At 70.3% G+C, this 25,393-nt stretch carries 25 protein-coding genes; 15 read left to right on the top strand and 10 right to left on the bottom strand.

The genetic code is table 11. The features are described from left to right. Positions 1–7 precede the first annotated feature (7 nt). From QFW96_RS13745 to QFW96_RS13725, 5 genes are all read right to left on the bottom strand, one after another. The gene (locus QFW96_RS13745) at positions 8–307 is read right to left on the bottom strand and encodes a hypothetical protein (RefSeq protein WP_281456010.1); all 300 of its coding nucleotides are present in this window, start codon (positions 305–307) and stop codon (positions 8–10) included. Continuing rightward, on the bottom strand, positions 304–1,461 hold the full coding sequence (locus QFW96_RS13740) for a 3-ketosteroid-9-alpha-monooxygenase, oxygenase component (RefSeq protein ID WP_281456009.1): 1,158 nt from the start codon (positions 1,459–1,461) through the stop codon (positions 304–306). The genes QFW96_RS13745 and QFW96_RS13740 overlap by 4 nt, the downstream gene beginning before the upstream one ends. Positions 1,462–1,566: 105 nt before the next feature. After that, positions 1,567–3,156, bottom strand: a complete 1,590-nt coding sequence (locus QFW96_RS13735) for a long-chain-fatty-acid--CoA ligase (RefSeq protein ID WP_281456008.1) — start codon at positions 3,154–3,156, stop codon at positions 1,567–1,569. Then, positions 3,153–4,241 (bottom strand): acyl-CoA dehydrogenase family protein, encoded by a 1,089-nt coding sequence (locus QFW96_RS13730; RefSeq protein WP_281456007.1) that lies wholly within the window; start codon positions 4,239–4,241, stop codon positions 3,153–3,155. The genes QFW96_RS13735 and QFW96_RS13730 overlap by 4 nt, the downstream gene beginning before the upstream one ends. 101 nt (positions 4,242–4,342) lie before the next feature. Then, entirely contained in the window at positions 4,343–5,518 is a 1,176-nt protein-coding gene (locus tag QFW96_RS13725) for an acyl-CoA dehydrogenase family protein (RefSeq protein ID WP_281456006.1), read from the bottom strand. Positions 5,519–5,925: 407 nt separating this feature from the next. Here QFW96_RS13725 and QFW96_RS13720 point away from each other — a divergent pair, with 407 nt between their 5' ends. The 13 genes from QFW96_RS13720 to bla all read left to right on the top strand — a co-directional run bounded on the left by QFW96_RS13720 (position 5,926) and on the right by bla (position 19,907). Continuing rightward, on the top strand, positions 5,926–6,810 hold the full coding sequence (locus QFW96_RS13720) for a 3-oxoacyl-ACP reductase (protein ID WP_281456005.1): 885 nt from the start codon (positions 5,926–5,928) through the stop codon (positions 6,808–6,810). A 75-nt stretch (positions 6,811–6,885) separates the two neighbouring features. After that, entirely contained in the window at positions 6,886–7,668 is a 783-nt protein-coding gene (locus QFW96_RS13715) for an MlaE family ABC transporter permease (protein ID WP_281456004.1), read from the top strand. 43 nt (positions 7,669–7,711) lie between these two features. Further along, positions 7,712–8,542: an MlaE family ABC transporter permease gene (locus tag QFW96_RS13710; protein WP_281456171.1), complete on the top strand. Its 831-nt coding sequence runs from the start codon at positions 7,712–7,714 to the stop codon at positions 8,540–8,542. Beyond that, entirely contained in the window at positions 8,539–9,888 is a 1,350-nt protein-coding gene (locus QFW96_RS13705; protein ID WP_281456003.1) for an MCE family protein, read from the top strand. The genes QFW96_RS13710 and QFW96_RS13705 overlap by 4 nt, the downstream gene beginning before the upstream one ends. Further along, positions 9,885–10,916, top strand: coding sequence for an MCE family protein (locus tag QFW96_RS13700; protein WP_281456002.1), 1,032 nt, complete (start codon positions 9,885–9,887; stop codon positions 10,914–10,916). The genes QFW96_RS13705 and QFW96_RS13700 overlap by 4 nt, the downstream gene beginning before the upstream one ends. Continuing rightward, complete coding sequence (locus tag QFW96_RS13695; protein WP_281456001.1) at positions 10,913–11,926, top strand: MCE family protein; 1,014 nt, start codon at positions 10,913–10,915, stop codon at positions 11,924–11,926. The genes QFW96_RS13700 and QFW96_RS13695 overlap by 4 nt, the downstream gene beginning before the upstream one ends. Further along, on the top strand, positions 11,923–13,128 hold the full coding sequence (locus tag QFW96_RS13690; protein ID WP_281456000.1) for an MCE family protein: 1,206 nt from the start codon (positions 11,923–11,925) through the stop codon (positions 13,126–13,128). The genes QFW96_RS13695 and QFW96_RS13690 overlap by 4 nt, the downstream gene beginning before the upstream one ends. Further along, entirely contained in the window at positions 13,125–14,294 is a 1,170-nt protein-coding gene (locus QFW96_RS13685) for an MCE family protein (protein WP_281455999.1), read from the top strand. The genes QFW96_RS13690 and QFW96_RS13685 overlap by 4 nt, the downstream gene beginning before the upstream one ends. Continuing rightward, positions 14,295–15,431, top strand: a complete 1,137-nt coding sequence (locus QFW96_RS13680) for an MCE family protein (RefSeq protein ID WP_281455998.1) — start codon at positions 14,295–14,297, stop codon at positions 15,429–15,431. It abuts the gene before it with no gap. A gap of 381 nt (positions 15,432–15,812) precedes the next feature. Beyond that, positions 15,813–16,874 carry a L,D-transpeptidase gene (locus QFW96_RS13675; RefSeq protein WP_281455997.1) on the top strand — a complete coding sequence of 354 codons (1,062 nt, stop codon included), beginning with the start codon at positions 15,813–15,815 and terminating at the stop codon, positions 16,872–16,874. 67 nt (positions 16,875–16,941) lie between these two features. After that, entirely contained in the window at positions 16,942–17,853 is a 912-nt protein-coding gene (locus tag QFW96_RS13670) for a LysR family transcriptional regulator (protein WP_281455996.1), read from the top strand. Then, positions 17,850–18,740 (top strand): serine hydrolase, encoded by an 891-nt coding sequence (locus QFW96_RS13665; protein ID WP_281455995.1) that lies wholly within the window; start codon positions 17,850–17,852, stop codon positions 18,738–18,740. Before QFW96_RS13670 ends, QFW96_RS13665 begins: the two co-directional genes overlap by 4 nt. 288 nt (positions 18,741–19,028) lie before the next feature. Continuing rightward, positions 19,029–19,907 carry a class A beta-lactamase gene (bla, locus tag QFW96_RS13660; protein ID WP_281455994.1) on the top strand — a complete coding sequence of 293 codons (879 nt, stop codon included), beginning with the start codon at positions 19,029–19,031 and terminating at the stop codon, positions 19,905–19,907. A 72-nt stretch (positions 19,908–19,979) separates the two neighbouring features. Here the strand turns inward: bla and QFW96_RS13655 are convergent, their stop codons facing one another. Continuing rightward, entirely contained in the window at positions 19,980–20,174 is a 195-nt protein-coding gene (locus tag QFW96_RS13655; protein ID WP_281456170.1) for a DUF397 domain-containing protein, read from the bottom strand. A 2-nt stretch (positions 20,175–20,176) separates the two neighbouring features. After that, positions 20,177–21,034: a helix-turn-helix domain-containing protein gene (locus QFW96_RS13650; RefSeq protein WP_281455993.1), complete on the bottom strand. Its 858-nt coding sequence runs from the start codon at positions 21,032–21,034 to the stop codon at positions 20,177–20,179. A gap of 270 nt (positions 21,035–21,304) precedes the next feature. On the opposite strand from QFW96_RS13650, the gene QFW96_RS13645 reads away from it, so the two are divergent. After that, entirely contained in the window at positions 21,305–21,517 is a 213-nt protein-coding gene (locus QFW96_RS13645; RefSeq protein ID WP_281455992.1) for an HC3 family zinc finger protein, read from the top strand. Between the two features lie 30 nt (positions 21,518–21,547). Here QFW96_RS13645 and ligD read toward each other — a convergent pair whose 3' ends face one another. After that, on the bottom strand, positions 21,548–22,546 hold the full coding sequence (gene ligD, locus QFW96_RS13640; protein WP_281455991.1) for a non-homologous end-joining DNA ligase: 999 nt from the start codon (positions 22,544–22,546) through the stop codon (positions 21,548–21,550). A 150-nt stretch (positions 22,547–22,696) separates the two neighbouring features. Between ligD and QFW96_RS13635 the strand changes: the two genes are divergently transcribed. Continuing rightward, positions 22,697–23,878 carry a Fic family protein gene (locus QFW96_RS13635; RefSeq protein ID WP_281455990.1) on the top strand — a complete coding sequence of 394 codons (1,182 nt, stop codon included), beginning with the start codon at positions 22,697–22,699 and terminating at the stop codon, positions 23,876–23,878. A 27-nt stretch (positions 23,879–23,905) separates the two neighbouring features. On the opposite strand, the gene QFW96_RS13630 is transcribed toward QFW96_RS13635, so the two are convergent. Continuing rightward, a complete protein-coding gene (locus tag QFW96_RS13630; protein WP_281455989.1) occupies positions 23,906–24,583 on the bottom strand; it encodes an MBL fold metallo-hydrolase in 678 nt (225 codons plus the stop codon). Between the two features lie 27 nt (positions 24,584–24,610). Next, positions 24,611–25,372 carry a maleylpyruvate isomerase family mycothiol-dependent enzyme gene (locus QFW96_RS13625; protein ID WP_281455988.1) on the bottom strand — a complete coding sequence of 254 codons (762 nt, stop codon included), beginning with the start codon at positions 25,370–25,372 and terminating at the stop codon, positions 24,611–24,613. Positions 25,373–25,393 lie beyond the last annotated feature (21 nt).

Raw genomic sequence — 25,393 nt, 5'->3', positions numbered from 1 at the left:
TTCGGATTCAGTTGCCGGTTTCGGGAACGTCGAGGATGCCTTCGCTGATCGCGTGCTCGATGGTCGCGCGCAGCCGGGGGCAGGTGTCGACCAGCGCGGGGTGCTCGCCCTCGGCGATGCGCGCGGAGATCTCCGGGCACGCCTCGGTGGAGGTGGTCCACTGGATGCTGGTCTGCTCCGGGCTGAGCTTCTTGACCAGCACCCGCACCCCGCACGTGGTGCAGGGCAGCGGGCGCAGGCCTCCCTCCAGGTACAGCCGCTGGTCCGCGGTGGTGCTGGCCGGGACGTCGGTGCGCGCGGCCGTCATGAGTTGCCGACCTCCTCGGCTTCGCGACGGGCCAGGTTCTCGGCGACCTCGGCTTCCCACGCCTGCACGGCGCGGGTGGTGTCGACCTCGAACTCGAAGCGGGCGGTCTGCTCCTCGGTGACGTCCTCGACGTCGACGTAGAACTGGTCGTACCAGCGGCGGAGCTGGTAGACCGGCCCGTCCTCCTCGACCAGCAGCGGGTTGTCGATGCGCGACTTGTTCCGCCAGATCTCGACGTCCTGCAGGAATCCGACGCCGAAGGACTTGGCGAACTTGCCGGCCACCATGTCGGCCTGCTCGTCGTCGAGGCCGGGCAGCTTCTTGACCGACACGCCCCACTGCAGCACGAAGCTCGTCGGCGAGACCGGGTAGTGGCAGTTGATCAGGTACGCGTCGATCGGCGTGCCCTTGAACTCGGTCCACAGCCGGTTGATCATGTACGACGGCCCGTAATAGCTGGCCTCGGAGCGCAGCTGGGTGTCGTCGCCCGCGTAGTTGCCCTGCGAGGCGCCCACGTCGGGGCGGCCGCGCGAGTGCAGGTACTGGGTGGCGACGTGGCCCTCGAAGATGTTCTTGAAGTACGTCGGGAAGGCGAAGTGCACGTAGAAGAAGTGCGCCATGTCCACGACGTTGTCGATGATCTCGCGGCAGTTGGAGTTGTCGATCTGCACCCGGTCCCAGGTCCAGTTGGACCACTCGTCGGTGAAGACCTCGTCGATCCGCGGGATGGTGACCTCCGGCGGGGGAGGGTTGCCCTGCGGGTCGTGGTAGACGAAAAGCTGCTTGTTCTCCTCCAGCGTCTGCCAGGACCGGGTCCGGGCGCGGCCGGGAACCCGCTTGGCGTAGGGGATGGAGGTGCAGCGGCCGTTGCCGCCCCAGCGCCAGTCGTGGAACGGGCAGGCGACCGAGTCGCCCTTGATCTCCCCCTGGGTCAGGTCGCCGCCCATGTGCCTGCAGTAGCCGTCGAGCACGTGCAGCGCGCCCCGGCTGTCGGCGAAGACGACCAGCTTGGTGCCGAACGCGGTCACCGCGTGCGGCTTGCCGTCCTGGAACTCCGCGACGGGTCCCAGGCAGTGCCACCCCCGGGCGAACCGTTGTGGCGGGGCACCGGCATCGATCGTGCGCACCCCGTGCTCACGCTCCGTCCCGCTCATCGCGTCCCTCCATCAGTCACGTGTTGTATGTGAAACAGGTTATAGGAATATGGGGCAGAAGCGCCATCTTGCGCTGCTGCTCAATCGAATGAAAATTAGAACAAGTTATAGATTTTGGTGGTGGTAGGTGCCGTCGGCCCGGGACAGCACCGGATCGGAGGTCCGGACGCCCTCGGCGGCCAGCTCCCGCTTGAGCACCTTGTGCGTGGAGGTGCGCGGCAGCTCGGTCACCAGCCGCACGTGGCTCGGCCACTGCTTGGGGCCCAGATCCGGCTGGGAGCCCAGGAAATCGGCCAGGCCCGCCGGGTCGAACCCGTCGGTGGTGGTGATCGCGGCCATCACCGCATCACCCACCTCCGCCCGGACCGCGTAGACCGCCGCCTCGCGGATGTGCGGGTGGCGCAGCAGGATTCGCTCGATCGGTGCCGTGCCCAGGTTCTCGCCGTCGACCCGCAGCCAGTCGCCCGAGCGGCCCGCGAAGTAGCAGAACCCGTCGGCGTCCAGGTAGCCCAGATCGCCGCTCCAGTACATCCCGTCGCGCATCCGCTGCGCGTCGGCGTCCGGAGCTCCGTAGTAGCCGGCGAACCAGCCCGGGCCCGTGGTGTTGACCAGCTCGCCGATCGCCGCGGCACCGTTGAGCAACCGGCCGGATCCGTCGAACTCGGCCGCGGGACAGGGCTTCCCGGTGTCCGGGTCGAGGACGGCGACGCCGTCGCTGGCCCTGCCGAGCGCGCCCGGCGGGGTGTCCGGCGTGCGCGTGACCGCGATCCCGCCTTCCGACGAGCCGAAGCCGTCCACCACGTGGCAGCCGAACCGCTCGGCGAAGCGCGCGATGTCGCGCTGGTTGCCCTCGTTGCCGTAGACCACCCGCAGCGGGTTGTCGGCGTCGTCCGGTTCCTCGGGCGTGGCCAGCACGTAGGACAGCGGGGTGCCGACGTAGTTGGCGAAGGTCGCGCCGAAGCGACGCACGTCCGGCAGGAACCCGGACGCGGAGAACCTCGGCCGCAGCGCCAGGGCGGCTCCCGCGGCCAGGCCCACCGACCAGCCCGCCATCAGCGCGTTGGAGTGGAACATCGGCATCGAGATGTAGGTGACGTCGTCGCCGCCGAGCCCGAAGCGCTCGGCCAGCATCCGGCCCGGGAAGGCGATCTTGGCGTGGGTGCAGCGCACCGCCTTCGGGTCGCCGCCGGTGCCCGAGGTGAACACCAGCGCCAGCAGGTCCTCGCCGGTCGCGGGCACCGGGTCGAGCGCGGCACCGGCGTGGCGGGTGACCTCCTGCTGCCAGGAATCCACCGCGAAAACCCGGATGCCGTCCAGGTCCAGGCCGTCCAGCAGGGGTGCGTAGCGGGCGTCGGCGAGCACGATCCGGCAGTCGGCCAGCCGGATGTCACGCTCCAGGGCGGCGCCCCGGCGGGTCGGGTTGAGCCCGACCACCACCGATCCCGACAGCGCGGCGCCGCCGAGCAGGAACGAGAACTCCGGGACGTTGTCGAGCAGCACGCCCACGTGCGGCGGTGCGTCCCCGGCCAGCAGCTCGCGCAGCAGCGCGGCGCGCTCGGCGCTGTGCCGGACGTGCTCGGCCCAGGTCCACTCGCGGTCCTCGGTGCGCAGACCCGGAGACGTGTCGTCCGCCCGGGCCAGCAGCAGCTCGGTGACCGTCGGCATCACCTCCGGCCGCTGCAGCGGGGAGCTCATCGCGCCGCCAGGCCCGCGCCGATCCGGCGCAGCTGCGCCGTCGCGCCGCCCAGCGAGAACTCGCCGCGCTTGGCCGCCACGAAGTAGCGGTGCAGCTCGTGGTCGAGATCGATGCCCACGCCGCCGTGCACGTGGACCGCGGTGTGCGCCAGGCGGTGCCCGGCCTCGGCGGCCCAGAACTTCGCGGTGGCGGTCTCCTCGTCGCAGGGCAGGCCCTCGGCGGCCCGCCAGGCGGCCTGCCAGAGCGTCAGCTTCGCCGCCTCGACGTCGATGAACCCGTCGGCGAGCCGCTGCGCCACGGCCTGGAAGCTGCCGATCGGGCGGCCGAACTGCACCCGCTCCCCGGCGTAGGAGCTGGTCCGCTCCAGCGCTCCGGTGAGCACGCCGACCTGCACCGCGCAGACGCCGATGGTGGCGCGCACGACCAGCCGCTGCAGGGCGTCGGCGCCGAGCACGTCGGCGTCGGCCACCCGGGCGCTCGCGAGTTCCAGCCAGCCCTCGGCGTCGCCGTCGACGATCTCCTGGCGCTGCATCGTCGCGCCCGGTCGGCCGGGGCGGACTAGGAAGAGCCGGGGGCCGTCGTCGGTGGTGGCCGGGACCAGGACGAGGTCGGCGATCGGTCCGGCGGGGACGTTGACCTTGGTGCCGGTGAGCAGCCAGTCCTCGCCGTCGCGCTCGGCGCGGGTGGCGGGCGAGGCGGGGTCGGGGTTGCCGTCCTCGACCAGTGCCGCGGTGAGGACGACCTCGCCGCGAGCGGCGGGTTCGACCCAGCGGCGGCGGTGCTCGTCGGTGCCGGACTCGGCCAGCGTCGTCGCGCCCATCGTGATCGAGGGCAGGTAGGGGACCGGGGCCACCGCGCGGCCGATCTCGATCAGGATGCTGCACTGCTCCAGCAGCCCGAAACCGCGCCCGGGCAGCGCGGCGGTGAGCACGTCGGCCTTGGCCAGCTCCGCCCACAGATCGAGGTCGAAGCGGTCGTCCTGACGGTCGATCTCGCGCAGCCGTTCGTTGGTGACCTTGTCACCGAGGATCCGTCCGACGAGCCCGGCCAGGTCCTCCTGGGCCTCGGTGAGGGTGAAGTCCATGTCTCCTCCTGGAGGGGTGGGGAGTAGGACGGTTCCAGCCACGATCGTCCGGACGAGAAGGACATCGATCATGGGCGGTTGTGGCTAGAACCGTCCCCGGGTCAGCGCTTCGAGGGCGGCAGGCCGAGTCCGACGGCGGCGATGATGTCTCGTTGGACCTCGTTCGTGCCGCCGCCGAAGGTGAGGATCAGGGCGGAGCGGTGCATCCGCTCGATCCGTCCCGCCAGGGCCGCGCCCTTCGAACCGGACCGGACGTAGCCCGAGGTGCCGAGCACCTCCATGAGCAGCCGGTAGGCCTCGGTGGCGAACTCGGTGCCGAAGACCTTCGTCGCCGAGGCCGCGGCCGGGGCCGGGTGCTTCTCGGCGGTGGTGGCGATCTTCCAGTTCATCAGCTTGAGGAACTCCGCGCCGGTGTGCACCCGCGCGAGGTGCTGCTGCACCCACTCCTGGTCGATCACCCGCCGGCCGTCGGACAGCCGCGTCTGCGCGGCCCACTCCCGCACCTCCGACAGGGCCAGCTGCAGCGGGGCGGCGGAGGTGAGCGCGACGCGCTCGTGGTTGAGCTGGTTGGTCACCAGCGGCCAGCCCTCGTTCTCGGTGCCCACCAGAGACGACGTCGGCACCCGCACGTCGGAGTAGTAGGTGGCGCTGGTGGTCGGCCCGGACACGGTGTGCACCGGGGTCCAGGAGAAGCCGGGGGAGGAGGTCGGCACGACGAGCACGCTGAGCCCGCGGTGCTTGCGCGCCTCCTGATCGGTGCGGCAGGCCAGCCAGACGTAGTCGGCGTACTGGATCAGGCTGGTCCACATCTTCTGGCCGTTGATCACGTAGTCGTCGCCGTCGCGGACCGCGGTGGTGCGCAGGGAGGCGAGGTCGGTGCCGGCCTCGGGTTCGGAGTAGCCGATGGCGAAGTGGATCTCACCTGCCGCGATCTTGGGCAGGAAGTGGGCCTTCTGCTCGTCGGTGCCGAACCGCATGATGGTCGGCGCGATGCTGTTGAGCGTCAGGAACGGCACCGGGGCGCCCGCGATGGCCGCCTCGTCGGTGAAGATCAGCTGCTCCAGCATGCTGCGGTTCTGCCCGCCGTACTCCTCGGGCCAGCCCAGGGCCAGCCAGCCGTCGGCCCCCATCTGCCGGACCAGCTGCTTGTAGGCGCGGCCGTCGCCGTAGTCTCCCTGCGACAGCTCCTCGCGCAGCTCGGGTGTCATCAGGTCGGCGAAGTAGGCGCGCAGCTCCTCCCGCAGCTTCTCGTGCTCGGGGGTGTAGGCGATGCGCATGCATCCTCCCGGGGTCGGACGCCGTGTGAAACACGTTTCTAAAATCATAGACCTCAGGTCGCGATGAGGTCGAGACCGAGCGGTCACCGCGCTGCCTTCGAATGTGTAACGTGTTCTAAGGTCGACCGGCACTGCGTCCGAATGGAGCAGTCACCCCCGCGGTCCGCGGATCGTTGAGTGACCGGAGCCACCGGGCGGGCGACGGCGTGACCGAAAGGTGGCCGAAACGTCCGCCTGAGTAGAACGCGTTTTTATATGCATCCGTGACCTGTTCTTGCTGGATGCGCTGCGCACTCGCCACTTCCGGACGTGGCACTTGATACTTATCGAGAACACATTCTACTGTGTGGTGGCTAACACCTCCCCGCGACGTGGCGGGGCTGACCACGACCCGAGGTGAGGCGCACGTGTCGAGTGTGGACGGAAAGGTCGCGATCGTCACCGGAGCCGGTGCGGGACTGGGGCGGGCCGAGGCGCTCGCGCTGGCGCGGGCCGGGGCGAACGTGGTGGTCAACGACGTGACCGACGCGGCGCACGCCGTGGTCGCCGAGATCGAGGAGATCGGCACCAAGGCGGTCGCGGTCGTCGGCGACGTCTCCGACTCCGAGGTCTCCGGCCGGATGATGGCCGCCGCCACCGAGCAGCTCGGCGGGCTGCACGTGGTGGTCAACAACGCCGGGCTGCTGCGCGACCGGATGCTGTTCAAGATGACCGACCAGGAGTGGGACGACGTCCTGCGGGTGCACCTGCGCGGCCACTTCCTGCTCTCGCGCAACGCCACCGCGCACTGGCGCCAGGAGTACAAGGACTCCGGCGCCACCTACGGCAGCATCATCAACACCGCCTCCGAGGCGTTCCTGCTCGGCTCGGCCGGCCAGCCCAACTACGCGGCGGCCAAGGGCGGCATCGCCTCGCTGACCGTCTCCACCGCCCGCGCGATGGCGCGAATGGGCGTGCGCGCCAACGCGATCTGCCCGCGCGCCCGCACCGCGATGACCGCCGAGACCTTCGGCGACGCCCCGGGCGACGGCGTGGACCCGATGTCGGTCGAGCACGTCGCCCCGCTGGTGGCCTACCTCGCCGGCCCCTCCGCCCAGGCCATCAGCGGCCAGGTGTTCGTGGTCCACAGCGGAACCGTCGCGCTGCTCGCCCCGCCCACCATCGAGCGGAAGTTCGCCGCCTCCGGCGAGCTCTGGACGCAGGCGGAGCTGGAATCCGCTCTCGGCGCCTACTTCGCCGACCGAGACCCGGAGAAGTCCTTCGCCGCCAACGGAGTTCTCGACATCCCGTAGCCGGAAGCGCGGGCACGCACCACTTCTCACGTCAACGAGGCCGGGAGGAAGCATGGGTATCGAGGAGCGGCGGGCATGAGCGCGCCGGTCGCCGGGGTCTCGACGGCCCTCGGTCACGTGGGCAAGATCGCCACGCTGGCCTGGGAAGTCGTGCGCTACACGCCGCGCAGGCCCTTCGCCGTGCGCGAGTGGATCCAGCAGGCGTGGTTCTTCGCCAGCGTCACGATCCTGCCGACCGCGATGGTGGCCATCCCGTTCGGCGCCGTGATCGCCATGCAGCTCGGCTCGCTGACCCAGCAGATCGGCGCCCAGTCGTTCACCGGCGCGGCCAGCGCCCTGGCGATCCTGCAGCAGGCCAGCCCGCTGATCACCGCGCTGCTGGTCGCCGGAGCCGGGGGATCGGCCGTGTGCGCCGACATCGGGGCGCGCACCATCCGCGAGGAGATCGACGCGATGGAGGTGCTGGGCATCTCGCCGATCCACCGGCTGATCGTGCCCCGGGTGCTCGGCGCGGTGCTGATCTCGCTGCTGCTCAACGGCCTGGTCAGCGTCGTGGGCGTGCTCGGCGGCTACTTCTTCAACGTGGTGCTGCAGGGCGGTACTCCCGGCGCCTACCTGGCCAGCTTCAACGCGCTCGCCTCGCTGCCCGACATCTGGGTCAGCGAGATCAAGGCGGCCATCTACGGCTTCGTCGCCGGAGTGGTCGCCGCCTACCGCGGCCTGAACCCCTCCGGAGGTCCGAAGGGCGTGGGCGACGCGGTCAACCAGGCGGTGGTGATCACGTTCCTGCTGCTGTTCATGATCAACCTCCTGGTCACCGGCATCTACCTGCAACTCGTGCCGCCGAAGGGGTTGTGAGATGGCAGTCCTGGACACGGCGCCCCCACCGACGCCGACCCCGATGCAGCGCCGCATCGCCAAGGCCGCGTCCCGGCCCGGCGACGTGCTGGCCAACCTCGGCTGGCAGCTGTCGTTCTACGTTCGGGCCCTGGCCCTGGTGCCGGTCACGCTCACCAAGTACCGCAAGGAAACCCTGCGGCTGCTCACCGAGGTCGTCTTCGGCAGCGGCGCGCTGGCCATCATCGGCGGCACGCTCGGCGTGATGGTCGGCATGACGATGGCCACCGGCGCCGTCGTCGGCCTGCAGGGCTACTCCTCGCTGAACCAGCTCGGCACCGCCGCGCTGACCGGCTTCATCGCCGCCTACTTCGACACCCGCGAGGTCGCGCCGCTGTCCGCGGGCCTGGCGCTGTCGGCCACCGTCGGCTGCGGGTTCACCGCGCAGCTGGGCGCCATGCGCATCTCCGACGAGATCGACGCGCTGGAGGTGATGGGGGTGCGCAGCGTGCCGTACCTGGTGACCAGCCGGGTGCTGGCCGGGGTCGCGGCCGTCATCCCGCTCTACGTCGTCGGCCTGCTCGGGTCCTACCTGGCCTCCCGGCAGATCACGGTGTGGGTCTACGGGCAGTCGGCGGGCACCTACGACCACTACTTCCACCTGTTCCTGCCACCGGAGGACGTGCTGTGGTCCTTCGGGAAGGTGATGGTGTTCAGCGTCGCGGTGATCCTCACCCACTGCTACTACGGCTACACCGCCAGCGGTGGCCCGGCCGGGGTGGGCGTGGCCGTCGGGCGCGCCGTGCGGACCTCGATCGTGCTGGTCACCGTGCTCGACTTCTTCTGCAGCCTGGCGATCTGGGGATCGACCACGACAGTGCGGATCGCAGGATGATCGAATCGCGCAGCAGACGCCGCCACCAGGCGATGGGGATCGCGTTCCTGGTCGTCGCCGGGCTGTTCCTGGCGGGAACGATCGGGATGTACAACAAGGCCTTCACCCGCTTCGTCGCGGTGACGGTGCGCGCCGACACCGCGGGCAACCAGATGATGCCGGGCGCCGACGTCAAGGTGCGCGGCGTGGTGGTCGGCGAGGTCCGCTCGATCGACGCGGGCAACGGGCACGCCGACCTGAGGCTGGCGCTGCAGCCCGACAAGGCCGGGATGATCCCGGCCGACGCCTCGGCCAGGCTGCTGCCCAAGACGCTCTTCGGCGAGCGCTACGTCGCCCTCGACATCCCGAAGGGGTCCACATCGGACACCCTGAGCGCGGGCGACGTCATCCCGCAGGACCGCAGCGCCTCGGCGATGGAGGTCGAGAAGGTCCTCTCCGACCTGATGCCGGTGCTGCAGGCGGTGCAGCCGCAGCAGGTCTCCACCACCCTCAACGCCGTCTCCCAGGCGCTGCAGGGCCGCGGCGACCAGCTCGGCGAGACGCTGGTGCAGCTGGACCGCTACCTGGAGGACTTCGACCCGTCGCTGCCAAAGATGGAGTCGGTGATCAGCCGCGTCGACGACGTCGCCGAGAACTACGCAGACGCCGCACCCGACCTGATGCAGGCGGTCAACGACCTGACCACCACCAGCCGCACCGTCGTCGAGCAGCGCACCCAGCTGCAGCAGATGACCAGCACGGTCACCAGCGCCAGCGGTGAGATGGACCGGTTCCTGTCGGCCAACGGCGACAACTTCATCCGGCTCGCGAGCACCTCGCGGTCCACCTTGGAGCTGCTGGCCGAGTACTCGCCGCAGTACCCCTGCATGCTGCAGCAGTTCCAGGCTGGCACGAAGAACGCCGATCTCACCTTCGGCAAGGGCACCGACACCCCGAACATGGCGCGGATGACGCTGGAGATCACCGCCAGCCGCGGCAAGTACCTGCCGGGCGTGGACACCCCGAAGAACCTGGAGCAGCGCGGCCCGCGGTGCTACCCGTTCGTCGAGGCGCCCGACACCTTCCCGCAGTACCCGCCGGGCGGCCCGCTCGACGACGGCTCCACCAAGCCCGAACCGCCGCTGGACCGCGACGCGCTGTTCCCCTGGAAGAAGACCACCGGCAGCGCCCCGGCGAGCACCTCGCCGCAGTCGGCGAGCTCGTCGGTCGCCAACTCCCGGCCCGAGCGCGATCTCCTGGCGGCACTGCTGGCGCCGGAGCTGGAGGTCCAGCCGGGAGCCGTGCCCGACTGGACGAGCGTGCTCGTCGGACCGCTGTTCCGGAACGCGGAGGTGACCGTGCGATGAGGTCGATCACCGCACCGCTGATCAAGCTGATCGCGTTCGTGGCGGTCACGCTGACCCTGACCGGGATCCTGGTGTCCACCATCGCCGCGAACTCCTCCGGCGACGCCCGGGAGTACACCGCGCGCTTCGCCGACGCCTCCGGGCTCGGCGAGGGCGACGACGTGCGCATCGCCGGGGTCAAGGTCGGCCGGGTCACCGAGCTGGAGGTGGACGACGAGCAGCACGCGCTGGTGCGCTTCGACGTCGAGTCCTCCCGCTCGCTGCCCCGCGACGCGCAGGCCACCGTGAAGTTCCGCAACATCGCCGGTCAGCGCTACCTGTCGCTGGACGCGGCGCTGCGCGACCCGAAGGACGTGCTGCCGGCGGGCGGCGAGATCCCGCTGGAGCGCACCCACCCGGCGCTGAACCTCACCGCGCTGTTCAACGGCTTCCAGCCGCTGTTCCAGGCGCTCAACCCCGAGGACGTCAACCAGCTCTCCGGGGAGCTCGTGCAGGTACTGCAGGGCGAGGGCGGCACCGTCGACAGCCTGCTCGCCCACACCGCGTCGCTCACCGGCACGCTCGCGCAGAAGGACGAGGTCATCGGCCAGGTCATCGACAACCTCAACGCCGTGCTGGGCAACGTCAACCAGCGCGGCCCGCAGCTGGCCGAGCTCATCGACGCCCTGCAACGGCTCACCAGCGGGCTCGCCGAGCAGCGCAAACCCGTGGGCGAGGCGATCGGCGCGCTCGACGAGCTCAGCAACACCACCGCGGGACTCGTCGAGCAGGCCAGACCGCCGCTGCAGCAGGACATCGCCGCGCTGCGCGACGTGACCGGGCTGCTGAACCAGGACCTGCCGCTGCTGGACCACACGCTGCAGACGATGCCGAACCGGTTGCAGCGGCTGACCCGCACCGTCAGCTACGGCGGCTGGTTCAACTACTACTCGTGCCAGGTCACCGGCAACATCCGCATCGACCAGCTCAAGATCAACGTCCCGATCCTGCCCGTCCCGACGACCCAGTTGCCGGAGAGGTGCCGATGAAACCGCTGCGGGCGCGCAACCAGGTCGCCGTCGGCCTGGTCACGATCGCGCTGCTGGTGCTGGGAACGCTCACGGCGTTCTCGGCCAAGGACCTGCCGCTGATCGGCTCCGGCAACACCTACTCGGCCCACTTCGCCGAATCCGCGGGCCTGGAACCGGGGAACGAGGTGCAGATCGCCGGGGTCAAGGTCGGCGAGGTCGACGACGTCGTCCTGGACGGCAACCGGGTGCTGGTGGAGTTCACGGTGGACGGACGCGAGATCGGCGACCGCACCCGCGCCGACATCCAGATCAAGACGCTGCTCGGCGAGAAGTTCCTCGGCCTGCAACCGGCGGGCGACGAGGAGCTGTCCGAGCCGATCCCGTTGCGCAGCACCACCTCTCCGTTCGACATCCCCGACGCCATCGACCAGCTGACCCGCACCACCGGGCAGCTCGACAGCGCCAAGCTCGCCGAGAGCTTCCGGGTCATGTCCGACACGATGCGCGGTGCGCCGCAGCACATGGACCAGGCCGTCACGGGACTCTCGCAGCTGTCGCAGACCATCGCCTCCCGCGACCAGCAGCTCGCCGACCTGCTGCACAACGCCGGCGACGTCTCCGGCATCGTCGCCGACCGCGACCAGCAGGTCAGCAAGCTCGTCACCGACGGCAACCAGCTGCTGTCCGAGGTGCAGGCCCGCAAGCAGGCCATCAGCGGGCTGCTGGAGGGCACCGAGAAGCTCTCCCGCGAGCTGCGCGGCCTGGTCGCCGACAACCAGGAGCAGATGAAACCGGCCCTCGACCAGCTCGACCAGCTCACCGCGATGCTCAAGCGCAACCAGGACAACCTCGACCACGCCGTCGGCGCGCTGGCGCCCTACGTGCGCGGGTTCAACAACACCATCGGCAACGGGCGCTGGTTCGAGGGTTACTTCTGCGGTCTGCTGCCCCCGCCGATCCACGCCGGGCCGATCCAGACCAACACCCCCGAGTGCGAGATCCCGGTTCCCGAGGGAGGTGGCCGATGAGCAGGATCGCCCGCGTGATCGCCGCGCTGTGCGCGCTGGCCCTGGTCACCGCCGGTGCGCTGTGGTGGACGCTGTCCGCGAGCGGCACCACCATCACCGCCTACTTCGACAAGGCCGTCGGGCTCTACGCCGGGTCCAGCGTGCGGGTGCTGGGCGTGAAGGTCGGCCAGATCGACACCGTCACACCTGAAGGACCCGTGGTGCGCGTCGACATGCACGTCGACGACGGGGTGCGCATCCCCGCCGACGCCAACGCCGTCGTCGTCGCGCCCAGCCTGGTCAGCGACCGGTACGTGCAGCTCACACCCGCCTACACGCGCGGCGAGGTGATGGCCTCCGGTGCCGTCCTGGACCGCAAGCGCACCGCGACCCCGGCCGAGCTCGACGAGCTGTACAAGAGCGTCAACGCGCTGTCGACCGCGCTCGGCCCGGACGGCGCGAACCGCGACGGCGCGCTCAACGACGTCCTCAACACGACCGCGGCCACCCTCGACGGCAACGGCCAGGACCTCAACACCACGATCAAGCGCCTCGGGGAGCTCTCGGCGACCCTGTCGGAGAACCAGGACGACCTGTTCGCCACCGTGGACAACCTCAACCAGTTCACCGGCACGCTCGCCCGGAGCGACCAGCAGATCCGCGAGCTCTACGGCCGGATGGCCGACACCACCGGTTATCTCGCCTCCGAGCGCGAGCAGCTGGGCACCTCGCTGCACTCGCTGGCCCTCGCCCTGGACGACGTGCAGCGGTTCGTCCACGACAACCGCGACCACATGTCCTCCAACGTCCGCAACCTCACCGGTGTCACCCAGGCGCTGGTCGACCAGCGCCAGGCGCTGGGGGAGGTGCTGGACCTGATGCCGCTGGCGACCACGAACTTCATCAACGCCTACGACTCGGCGTCGGGAACGGTGGCCTCGCGGTGGAACCCGCAGGAGCTCGCCCAGCCCCCGATCCTCATGGTGTGCAGGCTGATCGCCAACGTCGCACCGCTGCCCGAACCCGTCCCGCAGTCGCTGCGCGACACCTGCGAGCAGCTCAACCCGGTCGTGGAGGGCGTCGCGCCGCTGCCGTCGGTCGCCGACCTGCTCGGCAAGGTCCAGACCGGGGCCGGCGATGTCACCGATCAGATCGGAAAGGGGCCGAACCCGGTGCCGCTGCCGCTGGTGGACGCGATGAGACGAGGGGCGGGGACGCCATGACCGCCAAACGGTGCGCGCTGCTGGCCGGATCGCTGTCGGTGCTGCTCGTGTCCGGTTGCGGCACAGCGGGTTTCACCGGCCTCTACAACACGCCGCTGCCCGGCGGCGCCGAGCTCGGCGAGCACCCGTACTCGGTGACCGCGCACTTCCGCGACGTCCTCGACCTGGTGCCGCAGGCCAGCGTCAAGGTCAACGACGTCGCCGTCGGGCGCATCGACCGCATCGAGCTCAGCCCCGACAACAGCACCGCGCTGGTGGTGCTGCGGGTCAACGGCGACGTGCGGCTGCCCGCCAACGCCTACGCCCGGCTGCGCCAGTCGAGCCTGCTGGGGGAGAAGTTCGTCGAGCTCACCCCACCTCCGGAGAACGCCACCGGCAGGCTGGCCGAGGGGGCGGTGATCCCGATCGAGCGGACCAACCGCAACCCGCAGATCGAGGAGGTCCTCGGCGCGGTGTCGCTGCTGCTCAACGGCGGTGGCATCGAGCAGCTGCAGACCATCGTCCAGGAGCTCAACAAGGCGTTCACCGGCAACGAGGAGGAGATCCGCTCGCTGCTGGGCAACGTCGACGACGTCGTCACCCGGCTGGACCGCCAGCGCGGCGAGATCACCAAGGCCCTCGACGGCCTCAACCGGTTGTCGGCGAACCTGCGCGAGCAGACCGGCAACATCAACACCGCCCTCGACGGGCTCTCGCCCGGGTTGCGCGAGATCGAGGCCCAGCGCGGCCAGCTCGTCGGCATGCTGCAGTCGCTGGACAAGCTCTCCGGCACCGCCACCCACACCGTCGAGGCCAGCCGCGAGGACCTGGTCGCCGACCTGGAGGCGCTGGCGCCGACGCTGCAGCAGCTGGCCAAGACCGGCACCGACCTGCCGAAGGCGATGGCGTTCCTGTCGACCTACCCGTTCCCGGAGTACGCGATGGTCCCGCTCAAGGGCGACTTCGTGAACACCAACGTGATGATCGACCTGGACCTGTCCGGGCTCTACGAGAACTTCGCCCGCTCCTCGGGCCCGCCGATCCCGATCCCGGGCCTGTCGGACTCGGGCCAGTCCGGTGCCAACATCCCGCAGCCGCCCGGCACGCCACCGCTGCCGCCGCTGCCGATCCCCGGGACCCAGCCGGACGGCGGGCTGCTGCCGGGACTGTCCGGAGGAGGCTCGTAGATGGTCGCCCGCAAGGTGAAGGTGCAACTGGCGCTGTTCCTGGTCATCGCCGTGGTCGGAGTCGGTTTCGTCGGCGGGCGCTACGCCGGGCTGGACCGGTTCTTCGGTTCCAACGGCTACCCGGTGACCGTGCAGCTGCCCGAGTCCGGCGGTCTGTTCGCCAATTCCGAGGTCAGCTACCGCGGCGTGGCGGTCGGCCGGGTCACCGCGCTGCGGCTGACCCACGACGGCATCGCCGCCGAGCTGCACATCAACGACGACGCGCCGGAGATCCCCGCGGACACGCGCGCCGTGGTCGCCAACCGCTCGGCGGTCGGCGAGCAGTACATCGACCTGCAGCCGCAGCGCCGCGGCGAGCCCTACCTGGAGGCGGGCTCGGTCATCCCGGTCGAGCGCACCGCGATCCCGCCCGCGCCCGAATCGCTGCTGGTCAACGTCGACCGGCTGGTCGCGGGAGTGCCCACCGAGCAGCTGCGCACCGTCGTCACCGAGGTCGGCACCGCGTTCGACGGCACCGGACCGCACCTGCAGAAGCTGCTCGACACCACGAGCTCGTTCACCGCCGCCGCGCAGCAGAACCTGCCGCAGACCACCGGTTTGCTGAACAACAGCGACGTGGTGCTGCGCACCCAGCAGGAGCAGGCGCAGAACCTCACCGAGTTCAGCTCCGGGCTGCGCGAGATCTCCGGGCAGCTCAAGCAGTCCGACCCCGACCTGCGCAAGACCATCCAGGAGGCGCCGGGGGCGGCCACCGAGGTGCAGGAGCTGACGAAGTCGATGGGCACCGACTTCGGCATCGTCGCCGCCAACCTGCTCACCACGATGCAGCTGACCAGCGTGCGCCAGCCCGCGCTGGAGCAGACGCTGGTGGCGCTGCCGATGATCTCGGCGTTCACCCACACCCTGTCGCCGGACGGCACGGGTCGGCTCGGGCTGGTGCTCAACCTGTTCAACCCGCCGGCCTGCACGAGCGGTTACGAGGGCACGCCCCGCAAGCACGGTTCGGACACCTCCGAGGGACCGACCAACAACGACCTCCGCTGCGACGAACCCGAGGGCAGCCCGACCGGCGTCCGCGGTTCGCAGAACGCGATCCGCTACCCGGTTCCCGCCCCAGTCGCCCCACCCGCACCGTGATGGATGTTCAGGTTTTTGTGCCACCGGTTCTGGCGACCGGACTTTGATGTCCACCGATCGTATGACCCGATCAAGGTGTGTCGTGCTTGCAGTCGACTGCGGGTAGTTGCTAACGGGGTGAGTGCTGGGTCAATCCACACGAAGGGGCGTTCCTCGCCGTCCCGCAGGCCCGCGCTGGTCAACAGCGGCTCGACACATCCCCACATCGCACCGCTTGATCGTGTTGAGAACCCCGCTCGGCGCCCGGACAGTTACTGACTACCAACGAGACGGTGCAGGGTTTGCGGGGAGGCCGGTATGCGGGGGGTAGTTGCGCTAGCGATCGCGAGCTTGGTCGCGTGCGCGTTGACGGCGTGCGGACCGGGTCCATCAGAGGCGTCGGTGACGACTTCGATCCCGGACAAGACGGCGCAGCTGGCGCCCAGTGACCCGCTGGTGCTCACCGCGCACCGCGGCGTTCTGACCTCGGTCAACGTGACCGCCAACGGCGCCCCGGTGCCCGGCGAGATCGACCGCAGCGGGCACAAGTGGCAGATCAACGCGCCGCTGGCCTTCGGCACGACCTACCACGTGCAGGCCGTCGCCCACGACGAGGAGGGCCGCCCGTCGATCCCGCTCAACTCGACGTTCACCACGGCCACCCCGACCGACATCGTCAACGTCGACCGGACCCGTCCCAGCGACGGCGACACCGTCGGCATCGCGATGCCCGTCTCCATCTACTTCGACAAGCCGGTCCAGGACAAGGCCGCCGTCGAACGCCGACTGCAGATCGAGACCTCCGTGCCCACCGAGGGCTCCTTCAACTGGTACTCCGACGACCAGGTCAACTGGCGGCCCAAGGAGTACTGGAAGGCCGGTACCCAGGTGAAGGTCAAGGCCAACCTCTACGGCATCGACACCGGCGGCGGCGTCATGGGCGACAAGAACTTCGAGTCGAACTTCACCATCGGTCGCGATCAGCGCTCCGTCGGCGACATCGACAACCACACCTTCACCGTCTACCAGGACGGCCAGGAGATCCGGAAGATGGACGCCTCCTACGGGCAGTCCGCCTACCCGACGCAGTACGGCATCCACGTCGCCACCGAACGCCACGACTCGGTGCGGATGAACTCCTGGAGCTGGGGCGGCCCGGCGCGGGGCAGCGCGGGCGCCTACGACGAGGTGCTGCCCAACGCCGTGCGGATCTCCAACAACGGCGAGTACGTGCACACCAACACCGCCAGCACCGGCGCGCAGGGCAACAGCAACGTCACCCACGGCTGCGTCAACCTCTCCAGCACCGACGGCAGGTGGTTCCTGGAGTTCACCCAGATCGGAGACCCGGTCGAGATCATCGGGACCGAGAAACCGCTGACCAAGGCCGACGGCGACATCTGGGACTGGACCGTCCCGTGGGAGGAGTACGTCAAGGGCAGCGCGCTCTACCACGCTCCCTGACGCGCAGAAGTCCACTCGGGCCCGGAACGCGCATCGCGTTCCGGGCCCCTGTGCTTGGATCGGTGGTGTGGACCTGCTGCGCCATCTCCGGTTCTTCGTCGCGGTCGCCGAGGAAGGCCACTTCGGACACGCCGCCGACCGCCTCGGCATGACCCAGCCGCCGCTGTCCCAGGGCGTTCAGCGGCTCGAGGCCCGGCTCGGCGTCACGCTGCTGACCAGGGGGTCCCGCGGCGTCCGGCTCACCACCGCCGGTGCGGACCTGCTGCCCCGGGCGCGGGTGCTGCTGGACGGGGCCGACGAGTTCGCCGAGGCCGCCCGGCGGCAGCGGGAGAGCAGGGGAGCGGTGCGCATCGGCGTCGTCGCCGCGCTCGGCGACCGCCAGGTCGCGGGCCTGGTCGCGGCGCTGCGCGCACCCGATCCGCAGTCCCGCACCGTCATAGTGAGCACCGCCGCCACCGTGGACCTCGTCGACGCCGTGGCCGGCGGACGTCTGGACTGCGCGGTCGTGCACCACCCGGCGCTGCTCGGCGATCTCGGCGCCTCGCCGGTGGTCAAGATCCCGCGCCGGGTGCTGGTGCCCGCCGATCACCCCGCGGCGGCCAGGCCCGGGATCCGCGCGCTGCGCGGTCTGGCCTGCGCCACCGCGCCGCGTGCCCACGGCACCGCCGCCTTCGACCTGCTCGTGGACACGTTGCGGGAACGGGGGCTCGACCCCGAGTTCCTGCCCGCGCCCGGCGACCGCGACGCGCTCGGTGCCGTCGCCGCCGGACGGGCCTTCGCGCTCACCACCGACCCCGACCTGCGCGCTCCCGGGGTGACCGCCGTGCCCGCCGGGGACGAGTTCGCGCTGCGGGTGCGGGTCGTGTGGCCGGAACCGTCACCGCAGCCCGAGGTGTGCCGAGCGCTCGAAACCGCCCTGGAGAAGTCGGCGCTGGAGAAGTCGGCGCTGGAGGAGTCGGTGCTGGAGGAGTCGTCGTGAGCACCGAGCAGCGGATCCGCGAGGTGCTCGCCGACGCCGGTGCCCAGGGTTGGGTGCACGCGGTCCGGCTCGGCGGCGGCGGGCACGAGCTCGGTTCCGGCGCCGACGATCTCGTGGTCACCGCCTCGGTCTACAAGCTGCCGCTGCTGGTCGCGCTCGCCCGCGCCTTCGACGCCGGAACCCTCGACCCGCGCGAGACGATCCGCCTGGACCCCACCGCCTGCACGCCGGGCCCGACCGGGGTGTCGCTGTTCCAAGATCCGGTGCGGATGTCGTGGCGGGACCTGGCGGCCTCGATGGTGTCGGTGTCCGACAACGCCGCCGCCGACGTCATCCTGGGCGCGGTCGGGCTGGACGCGGTCACCGCGACGCTGGCCGATCTGGGACTGGAGCGGACCCGGGTGGTCGGCGGCACCGCCGAGGCGACCGCCGCGCTGGTCCGGGAGATGGGTGCGAGCAGCGCGTCCGAGGCGTTCGCGCTGCTCGCCGACAACGACGCGGCCCGCACGGTGCGCGCCTACGACCCGTCCTACGCCAGCGCCACCACGCCCCGGGAGATGACCCGGCTGATGGAGCTGATCTGGGCCGACGCGGTCGCCTCGCCGCAGCAGTGCGCGTTCGTCCGGCGCCTGCTCGGCCAGCAGGCCTGGATGCACCGGGTCCGCGCGGGTTTCCCGTTCCGCGGGGTGCAGGTCTCGGGCAAGACCGGCACGATCGGCGCGGTCCGCAACGAGGTCTCGGTGGTGGAGTTCGACGGCGAATCCCCGGTCGCGGTGGCGGTGTTCACCCTCGCCGCCCGCGCCGACCCCGCGCTGCCCCGAGTCGACGCGGCCATCGCCGAGTGCGCCCGCCTCGCCGTCACGGATCTGCGCTCCGGACGGCTGTGACCTCACCAGGGGACAGTTTTAGCCATAATCACCCATGATCGATGTCCGAAATGTCGGGACAATAATGGCTAAAACTGTCCTCCTCCCGGAAGCCGACGTCCCGGGGCGGAACCTCCGGAGGAGTTTTTTCGCGGGGAGTTGTGGTGGGGGTGGGGTGCGGAGCTGGGGCGATAGGGAAGGGATATCGGGAGTGGGGCGCGTTCTTATTGGTGCTATCGGTGAAGGGGTGGTTGGTTGGGGGTGTTCGTACTACTGGAGGGAAAGCAGTTGCAGCACACTGAATTTCGCTTGGGGCGTCGTGCGGTCCTGGGGGCGCTGCTGGCCGCGCCGATCGCCGCGTGCGCGCCGCGGACGCCCGCCGCTCCCGCGCCCGACCGAGGACCGGACCCGGCGCTGGCGGAGCTGGAGCGGCGCTACGACGCGCGCCTCGGGCTGTTCGCGCGCAACGCCGTCACCGGACGCACCCTCGGCCACCGGGCCGACGAGCGCGTCGCGATGTGCTCGACGTTCAAGGTCTACGCCTCGGCCGCGCTGCTGCGCGCCCACGGGCTGGCCGGTGGCTACTTCGACCGCGTCATCCGCTACGACGCCGGTCAGCTCGTCGAGAACTCGCCGATCACCGAGACCAGGGTGGACACCGGCATGACCGTCGGAGAGCTGTGCGCCGCAGCGCTGCAGCACTCCGACAACACCGCGGCCAACCTGATGCTGCGCGAGCTCGGCGGACCGCAGGCCATCACCGACTTCGCCCGGTCCATCGGCGACCCGGTGACCCGGCTCGACCGCTGGGAGACCGAGCTCAACACCGCCATCCCCGGCGACGAGCGCGACACCTCCAGCCCGAAGGCGCTGGCCGACGGGCTGCAGGAGCTGCTGCTCGGAAACGCGCTCGGGGCCGCCGAGCGCGACCGGCTCACCGGCTGGATGCTCGCCAACACCACCGGCGACGCGAAGATCCGCGCCGGGGTGCCGCGCGGCTGGCGCACGGCGGACAAGACCGGCGGCGGCAGCGCCTACGGCGTCTCCAACCACATCGCCGTGACCTGGACCGAGACCGGGACGCCGATCGTGATCGCACTGCTCACCGGCCGTCCCCGCGAGAACGACGAGCCGGACAGCGCGCTGATCGTCGACGCGACCCGCCTCGTGGTCGAGCGGCTGGCCTGATCCGCACAGCACGAACCGGGAGCGCTCCGCCCCGCGCGGAACGCTCCCGGTTCGTGCCTGGTCAGGTTGGTGCTATCGGTCGAAGCGACCTGTTTTGATCGCTCTGACGAAGTAGCGCCACTGCGCCGAGTTGGCGGTTAAGAGGCCCCCGGCGCGGTCCTTGGTGTCGCGCACGGCGGCACCTCCGATGACGCGGGCGACCTCGACGCAGTTGGTCTCCTGGCTGCTCCGGCTGGACTTGCGCCAACCGACCGGCGACTGCAGCAACGTCACGGTGTTGTCTCCTCTCGGTGGATGATCTCGTCGACGAGGCGAACCGAGTCGTCGCTGCTCATCGCGAATTGCCCCAGGTCTTTCCCGGCCTTGACGAAGGCCGTCACATCGCCGGGATCTCGCAAGAATGCGCTGGACCTGTGGTGTTCGAGGTGCACGACGGGCGAGGCCTTGGCGAACTCCAGGAGTACGAAGGGCCCGGCGTGGGCGGGCGTCCACCCCGCCGACAGCGGGATGATTCGGATGTCGATGTTGTCCCGGTTGCTCATCTCGCGGACGTGGCGCAGCTGGTCGAGCAGCACGGCACGCCCGCCGATGGGCTGGTGCAACACGGATTCGAGCAGGAACGCCGTGTAGCGCACGGGTTCCTGGCGGCGGGTGATGACCTCGCGCCGGCCGAGCCGGACCGCCACCCGCGTGGCGACCTCGTGCTCCGGGATGCCGGTGCCCATGATCGCGCGCGCGTAGTCGGTGGTCTGCAGCAGACCGGGGATGAGGATGGGGGAGACGTCGGTGATCGCGGTGGCGATCCGTTCGAACTCCAGCAGCGCGGTGAGCTGATCGGCTTCGCCGACCGATCCCACCGACACCGAGTTGGGAGGCTCGGCCTGGGCCTCGCGGGTGAGCCGCAGCAGCCGGTCGCGAGCCGGGCTGGATAAGCCCAGCACCGCGCAGACCGCGGACACGGACTCGGTGGACGGCACCCGTTCGCCGCGCTCCCAGCGGACCACGACGGAGTGCGACACGTCGAGACGTCCCGCCAGCTGGCGCAGCCCGAGACCGGTACGCGACCTCGCGTCCCGGATTTCCGCACCGAGAACGTATGCCCGCGGCGCCGGAGTGGTCTCGCTCATGCACCACAGCTTATTTCAGGTGCGCAATTGTCCGTCACAGTGGGTCAAGGAGTGGGAAACCGGGCGATCACGCACTGATGTGCCCGCCGAATGGCGTCATCCGTTCGGGGAATTGCCGCAGTGGTCCCGAGACCAGAGCATTGGTCCCGGTTTGATCGGGGCCGCAGCGAGGTCGGGAGGGACTCCGCCGCGGCCCTCGTCCCGAGCGCGACCACGCGCATCGGGCACGAGAAGAGGGGGCTGTGGATCGCGATGTATCCGTTTCACTGGGTGCCGGCGGATGGACGACGGCACGCGAGTCTCGACAAGCGCCCGTGGGGCAACGCCTACCCGAGCGGCATGCTCGTCAACACCCTGTGCAGCCAGGAGGTCGTCGCCGACGCGACCAAGGAGGCCTGGTTGTGGCGGACCTGCGACGACTGCCACTCCGAGGCCCGCAGGGTCGCCCAAGCGGTCCTCGAGGTGCCGCGCATGTCGGTCTAGCGAAAACAAGTACAAGGCAACGCTTCTCGGTCAGTCGCGCTTCGCTCTGCTGGGTGCCACCCGGGGTGGCTCGTTGGGCTGCTTCGGGTACACCGGCGGCCACGGCGCGTCCTGCATCCCCGCCGCGATGTCCCGGTCGTAGCGTTCCAGCAGCGGCTCGATCGACTGCGGCCGGGCGTCGGCCCACGGATCACCGCGCTCGGCGAGCCTGCCGGGCACGGTCGCGATGGTCAGCTGATCGGGGTCCACGTCGTCGAGCTCGTCCCAGCCGATCGGCGTCGACACCTGGCCGCCCACCCTGGGCCGCGCGCACCACGCGCCGAAAACCGTCTTGTGCGGGGCGTTCTGGTTGAAGTCGACGAACACGCGCCTGCCCCGCTCCTCCTTCCACCACTTCGCGGTGATCAGGTCGGGGTGGCGGCGTTCGAGCTCGCGGGCCAGCGCCACGGCCGCGGCCCGCACCCGGTAGCTGTCCCACTCCGGGCGCAGCGCGACGTAGAGGTGCAGGCCGCGCGAACCCGAGGTCTTCACCCGCACGTCGATGCCGTCCTCGGCCAGGAACTCGCGGGTCCGGGAGGCTGCTTCGCGGATCTCGGCGAACCCGACACCGGGCGAGGGGTCGAGGTCGATGCGCAGCTCGTCGACGACGTCCGGGTGCCCGGCCTGGTAGGGCCACACGTGGAAGCCGAGGCACCCGAAGTTGACCGCCCAGATGACGTGCGCGAGATCGGCGGCGACCAGGGCGTCGCTGGTGGTCCCGTTCGGCGTCTCCACCACGGTCGTGCGCAGCCACTCCGGCGCCGAGGCGGGCACCCGCTTCTGGAAGAAGGACTTGCCGCTCGCCCCGTCCGGGTAGCGCTCCATCAGCAACGGATGCCCGCCGAGCGTGCTCAGCAGCGGCTCGGCCACCGCCTGGTAGTAGCGCACGAGATCCATCTTGGTCTCACCGCGCGCTTTGAAGAACACCTTGTCCGGGTGCGACACCGACACCTCGGTGCCCCCGATGTCCAGCGTCACGGCCTCGCCCACGACGACCTCCGGTGCTCGCCCTCCGAAAAACCAGACTAGGCCCGCTCCCCGACACCTGCAGCCGTGCGACTCGCGGCTGTTTACGCCCACTTATCTCAGAAGTGGGCGTAAGCTGAGGGGGTACGGTCGGATCGCAGGGGAGGTGAGCTCGTGGGGACCGATACCAACTGGCCCGCCATCGGATATGAGCACACCGCCTGGGAACCGTTCGCAGGGCTGAGTCGCCGCGAACGGAGGTACGGGGAGTACCAGTCAGCGATCGTCCCGGAGATCGCGGACCTCGATCCCCGGCTGTCCACCTCCACATCGGCGCTGGTCGACGAAGCATCGTTCGAGATCGCCCGGTTCGACGGGGAGATGGGTGGGGAGATCGCTCCGTTCGCGGCCGTGCTGTTGCGCACCGAATCCGCGTCCTCCTCGGAGATCGAGCACCTCAGCGCGTCGGCGAAAGCCATCGCGCTGGCGGAGCTCGGTGACACCAGCAAGCGGAACGCAACTGAGATCGCCGCGAACACGCGGGCCATGAACGCCGCGATCAGACTCTCCGATCGGCTCGACGCCACCACGATCCTGGAGATGCACAAGGCGCTGTTCGGCGATGCCAATCCCCGGATCCCGGGAGGGCGGTGGCGAACCGATGCCGTGTGGATCGGCGGGAACACGCCGCACTCCGCCGAATTCGTCCCACCTGGCCACGAGCACGTCGTTCCCGCGATCGAAGACCTGGTCAGGTTCATGGACCGGGACGACGTTCCGGTGTTGTGCCACGCGGCCGTCGCGCACGCGCAGTTCGAGACCATCCACCCGTTCGGTGACGGCAACGGGCGTACCGGCCGGGCGCTGGTCCACGCGATGCTGCGGGGGAAGGGGCTGACGCGGAACATCACCGTTCCGGTCTCGGCAGGGCTGCTGACGAACCCGGATCGCTACTTCGACGCGCTCACCGCTTACCGCGCGGGGGACATCGAGCCGATCGCGCGTTCGTTCGCCGAATCGTCGTTCCGGGCGATTGCCAACGGACGCGAGCTTGTCGAGGAGATCCGGGCGATCCGGTCCGAGTGGCGGGAGAAGGTGCGGGCTCGTCGCGACTCGGCCGCTCACCGAATCCTGGACGCGCTCGCCAGGCAGCCGGTCATGGACACCGCTTTCGCCCAGCGCGAGATGGCGATCAGCTCGTCGGCTGCGCGGAGGGCATTCGCCGAACTGGAGGAGGCGGGGATCGTCACCGAGTTCAGCGGGATGAAGCGCAACCGGTGCTGGCGCAGCGATGAGGTGTTGCTGGCGTTGGACTCGTTCGCGGGGAAGGCGGGGCGTCGGGGGCGGCCTGGGTGATCGGTGTGGTCCGCCCCCGACTCGGGGTCACCAGCCGCGTTCGCGCCACTCGGGGAGGTTGGGGCGTTCGGTGCCGAGCGTGGAGTCGTCGCCGTGGCCCGGGTAGAACCAGGTGTCGTCGGGCAGCTCGGCGAAGATCCGGTTCTCGACGTCGTCGACCAAGGACTTGAAGTCCTCCGGTGAGGTCGTGCGGCCGACCCCGCCCGGGAACAGCGAGTCGCCGGTGAACAGGTGCGGGTGACCCGCCGGGTCCCGGTAGACCAGGGCGATCGAGCCCGGGGTGTGCCCGCGCAGGTGGATCACCGACAGCTCCGAGTCGCCGACGGCGACGGTGTCGCCGTGCTCGACCAGGCGGTCGGGCGGCACCGGCAGCTCCTCGGCGTCGGCCGGGTGCGCGACGGTGAAGCAGCCGGTCGCGCCGGCCACCGCGCCCAGCGCCTGCCAGTGGTCGCCGTGCTGGTGGGTGGTGACGATGGTGCGCAGCCGCGGCCTGCGCTCGTCGTGACCGAGCAGGTCGCTCAGCCGCTCGGGGTCGTTGGCCGCGTCGATCAGCAGCGCGTCGCCGGTGCTCTTGCACACCAGCAGGTAGGCGTTGTTGTCCATCGGGCCGACGGAGATCTTGGTGATCGTCAGCGCGTCCAGTTCCCGGCGGGCGGCCGCGCCGCCGGGCTCCACGTGTCCGGTGTACTCAGCTTGAAGCTCCACGCGGCCGAGCCTACGAGGAGCACCCCACTACATCCAGGGCGGGAGCTCCGGTGCGTCGCCGCGCAGCTCCTCGGGACCGGTGCGGCCGAGCAGCCAGCCCAGAACCGCCGCGGCCTCGCCCTCGACCCTGGCCGGTTCCGAGGTGGTCCCGCGCAGGTCCCAGGTGCGGCGGTGGGTGCCGAAGTCGACCTCCAGCGACAGCGCCGGGACGTCGTGCCGGCCCCCGAAGAACTGGACCACGTCCTCCAGCAGCCGTTCGAGGTCGTCGTGCGGGATGTCGTCGAAGTCGACCTCGTGGTCCAGGTCGACCAGGTGCACCCAGAGCTCCAGCAGCCGCATCCGCAGCACGTGCGCGGCAGGGACCACGTCGCCGCCGGAGAGCGCGACCTCGGCGGTCCAGTCCGAGTCGGGCATCGCGCGGGCGGCGACGCGGAACCGGTCGTCGGAGGCGGTCAGGTCCTCCAGCAGCAGCTGGTGGCTGCGCGAAGCGCCCTTGTGGATGGCCTGGTCCCGGTCGTCGCGGCTGGCGTACATCGGGTGCTCGATGCCCGTGCGAGCCCACAGCAGCAGGTTGGAGCAGGCGTCGGCGTTGCGGGCCAGGTGGGTGAGCACGTGCGCGCGGCTCCAGCCGGGCAGCAGGCTGGGCTGCCGGACGGAGAGCTCGTCGAGGCCCGCGGCCGAGCGCACCAGGACCTCGGTCGCGTGATCGATGGCGGCCAGGTGGTCGGCGACCTCGTCGGTCAGGGCGGGCGCGGACCACCGGCCGGTGCCGAGAACGCTGTCAGCCATGGCTCTACCTCGCGTGGGAGA

Source organism: Saccharopolyspora ipomoeae, assembly GCF_029952525.1.
GTDB lineage: Bacteria > Actinomycetota > Actinomycetes > Mycobacteriales > Pseudonocardiaceae > Saccharopolyspora > Saccharopolyspora ipomoeae.
Note: the sequence above shows the minus strand (reverse complement) of the source record. Positions and strands in the feature narration are given on the sequence as shown.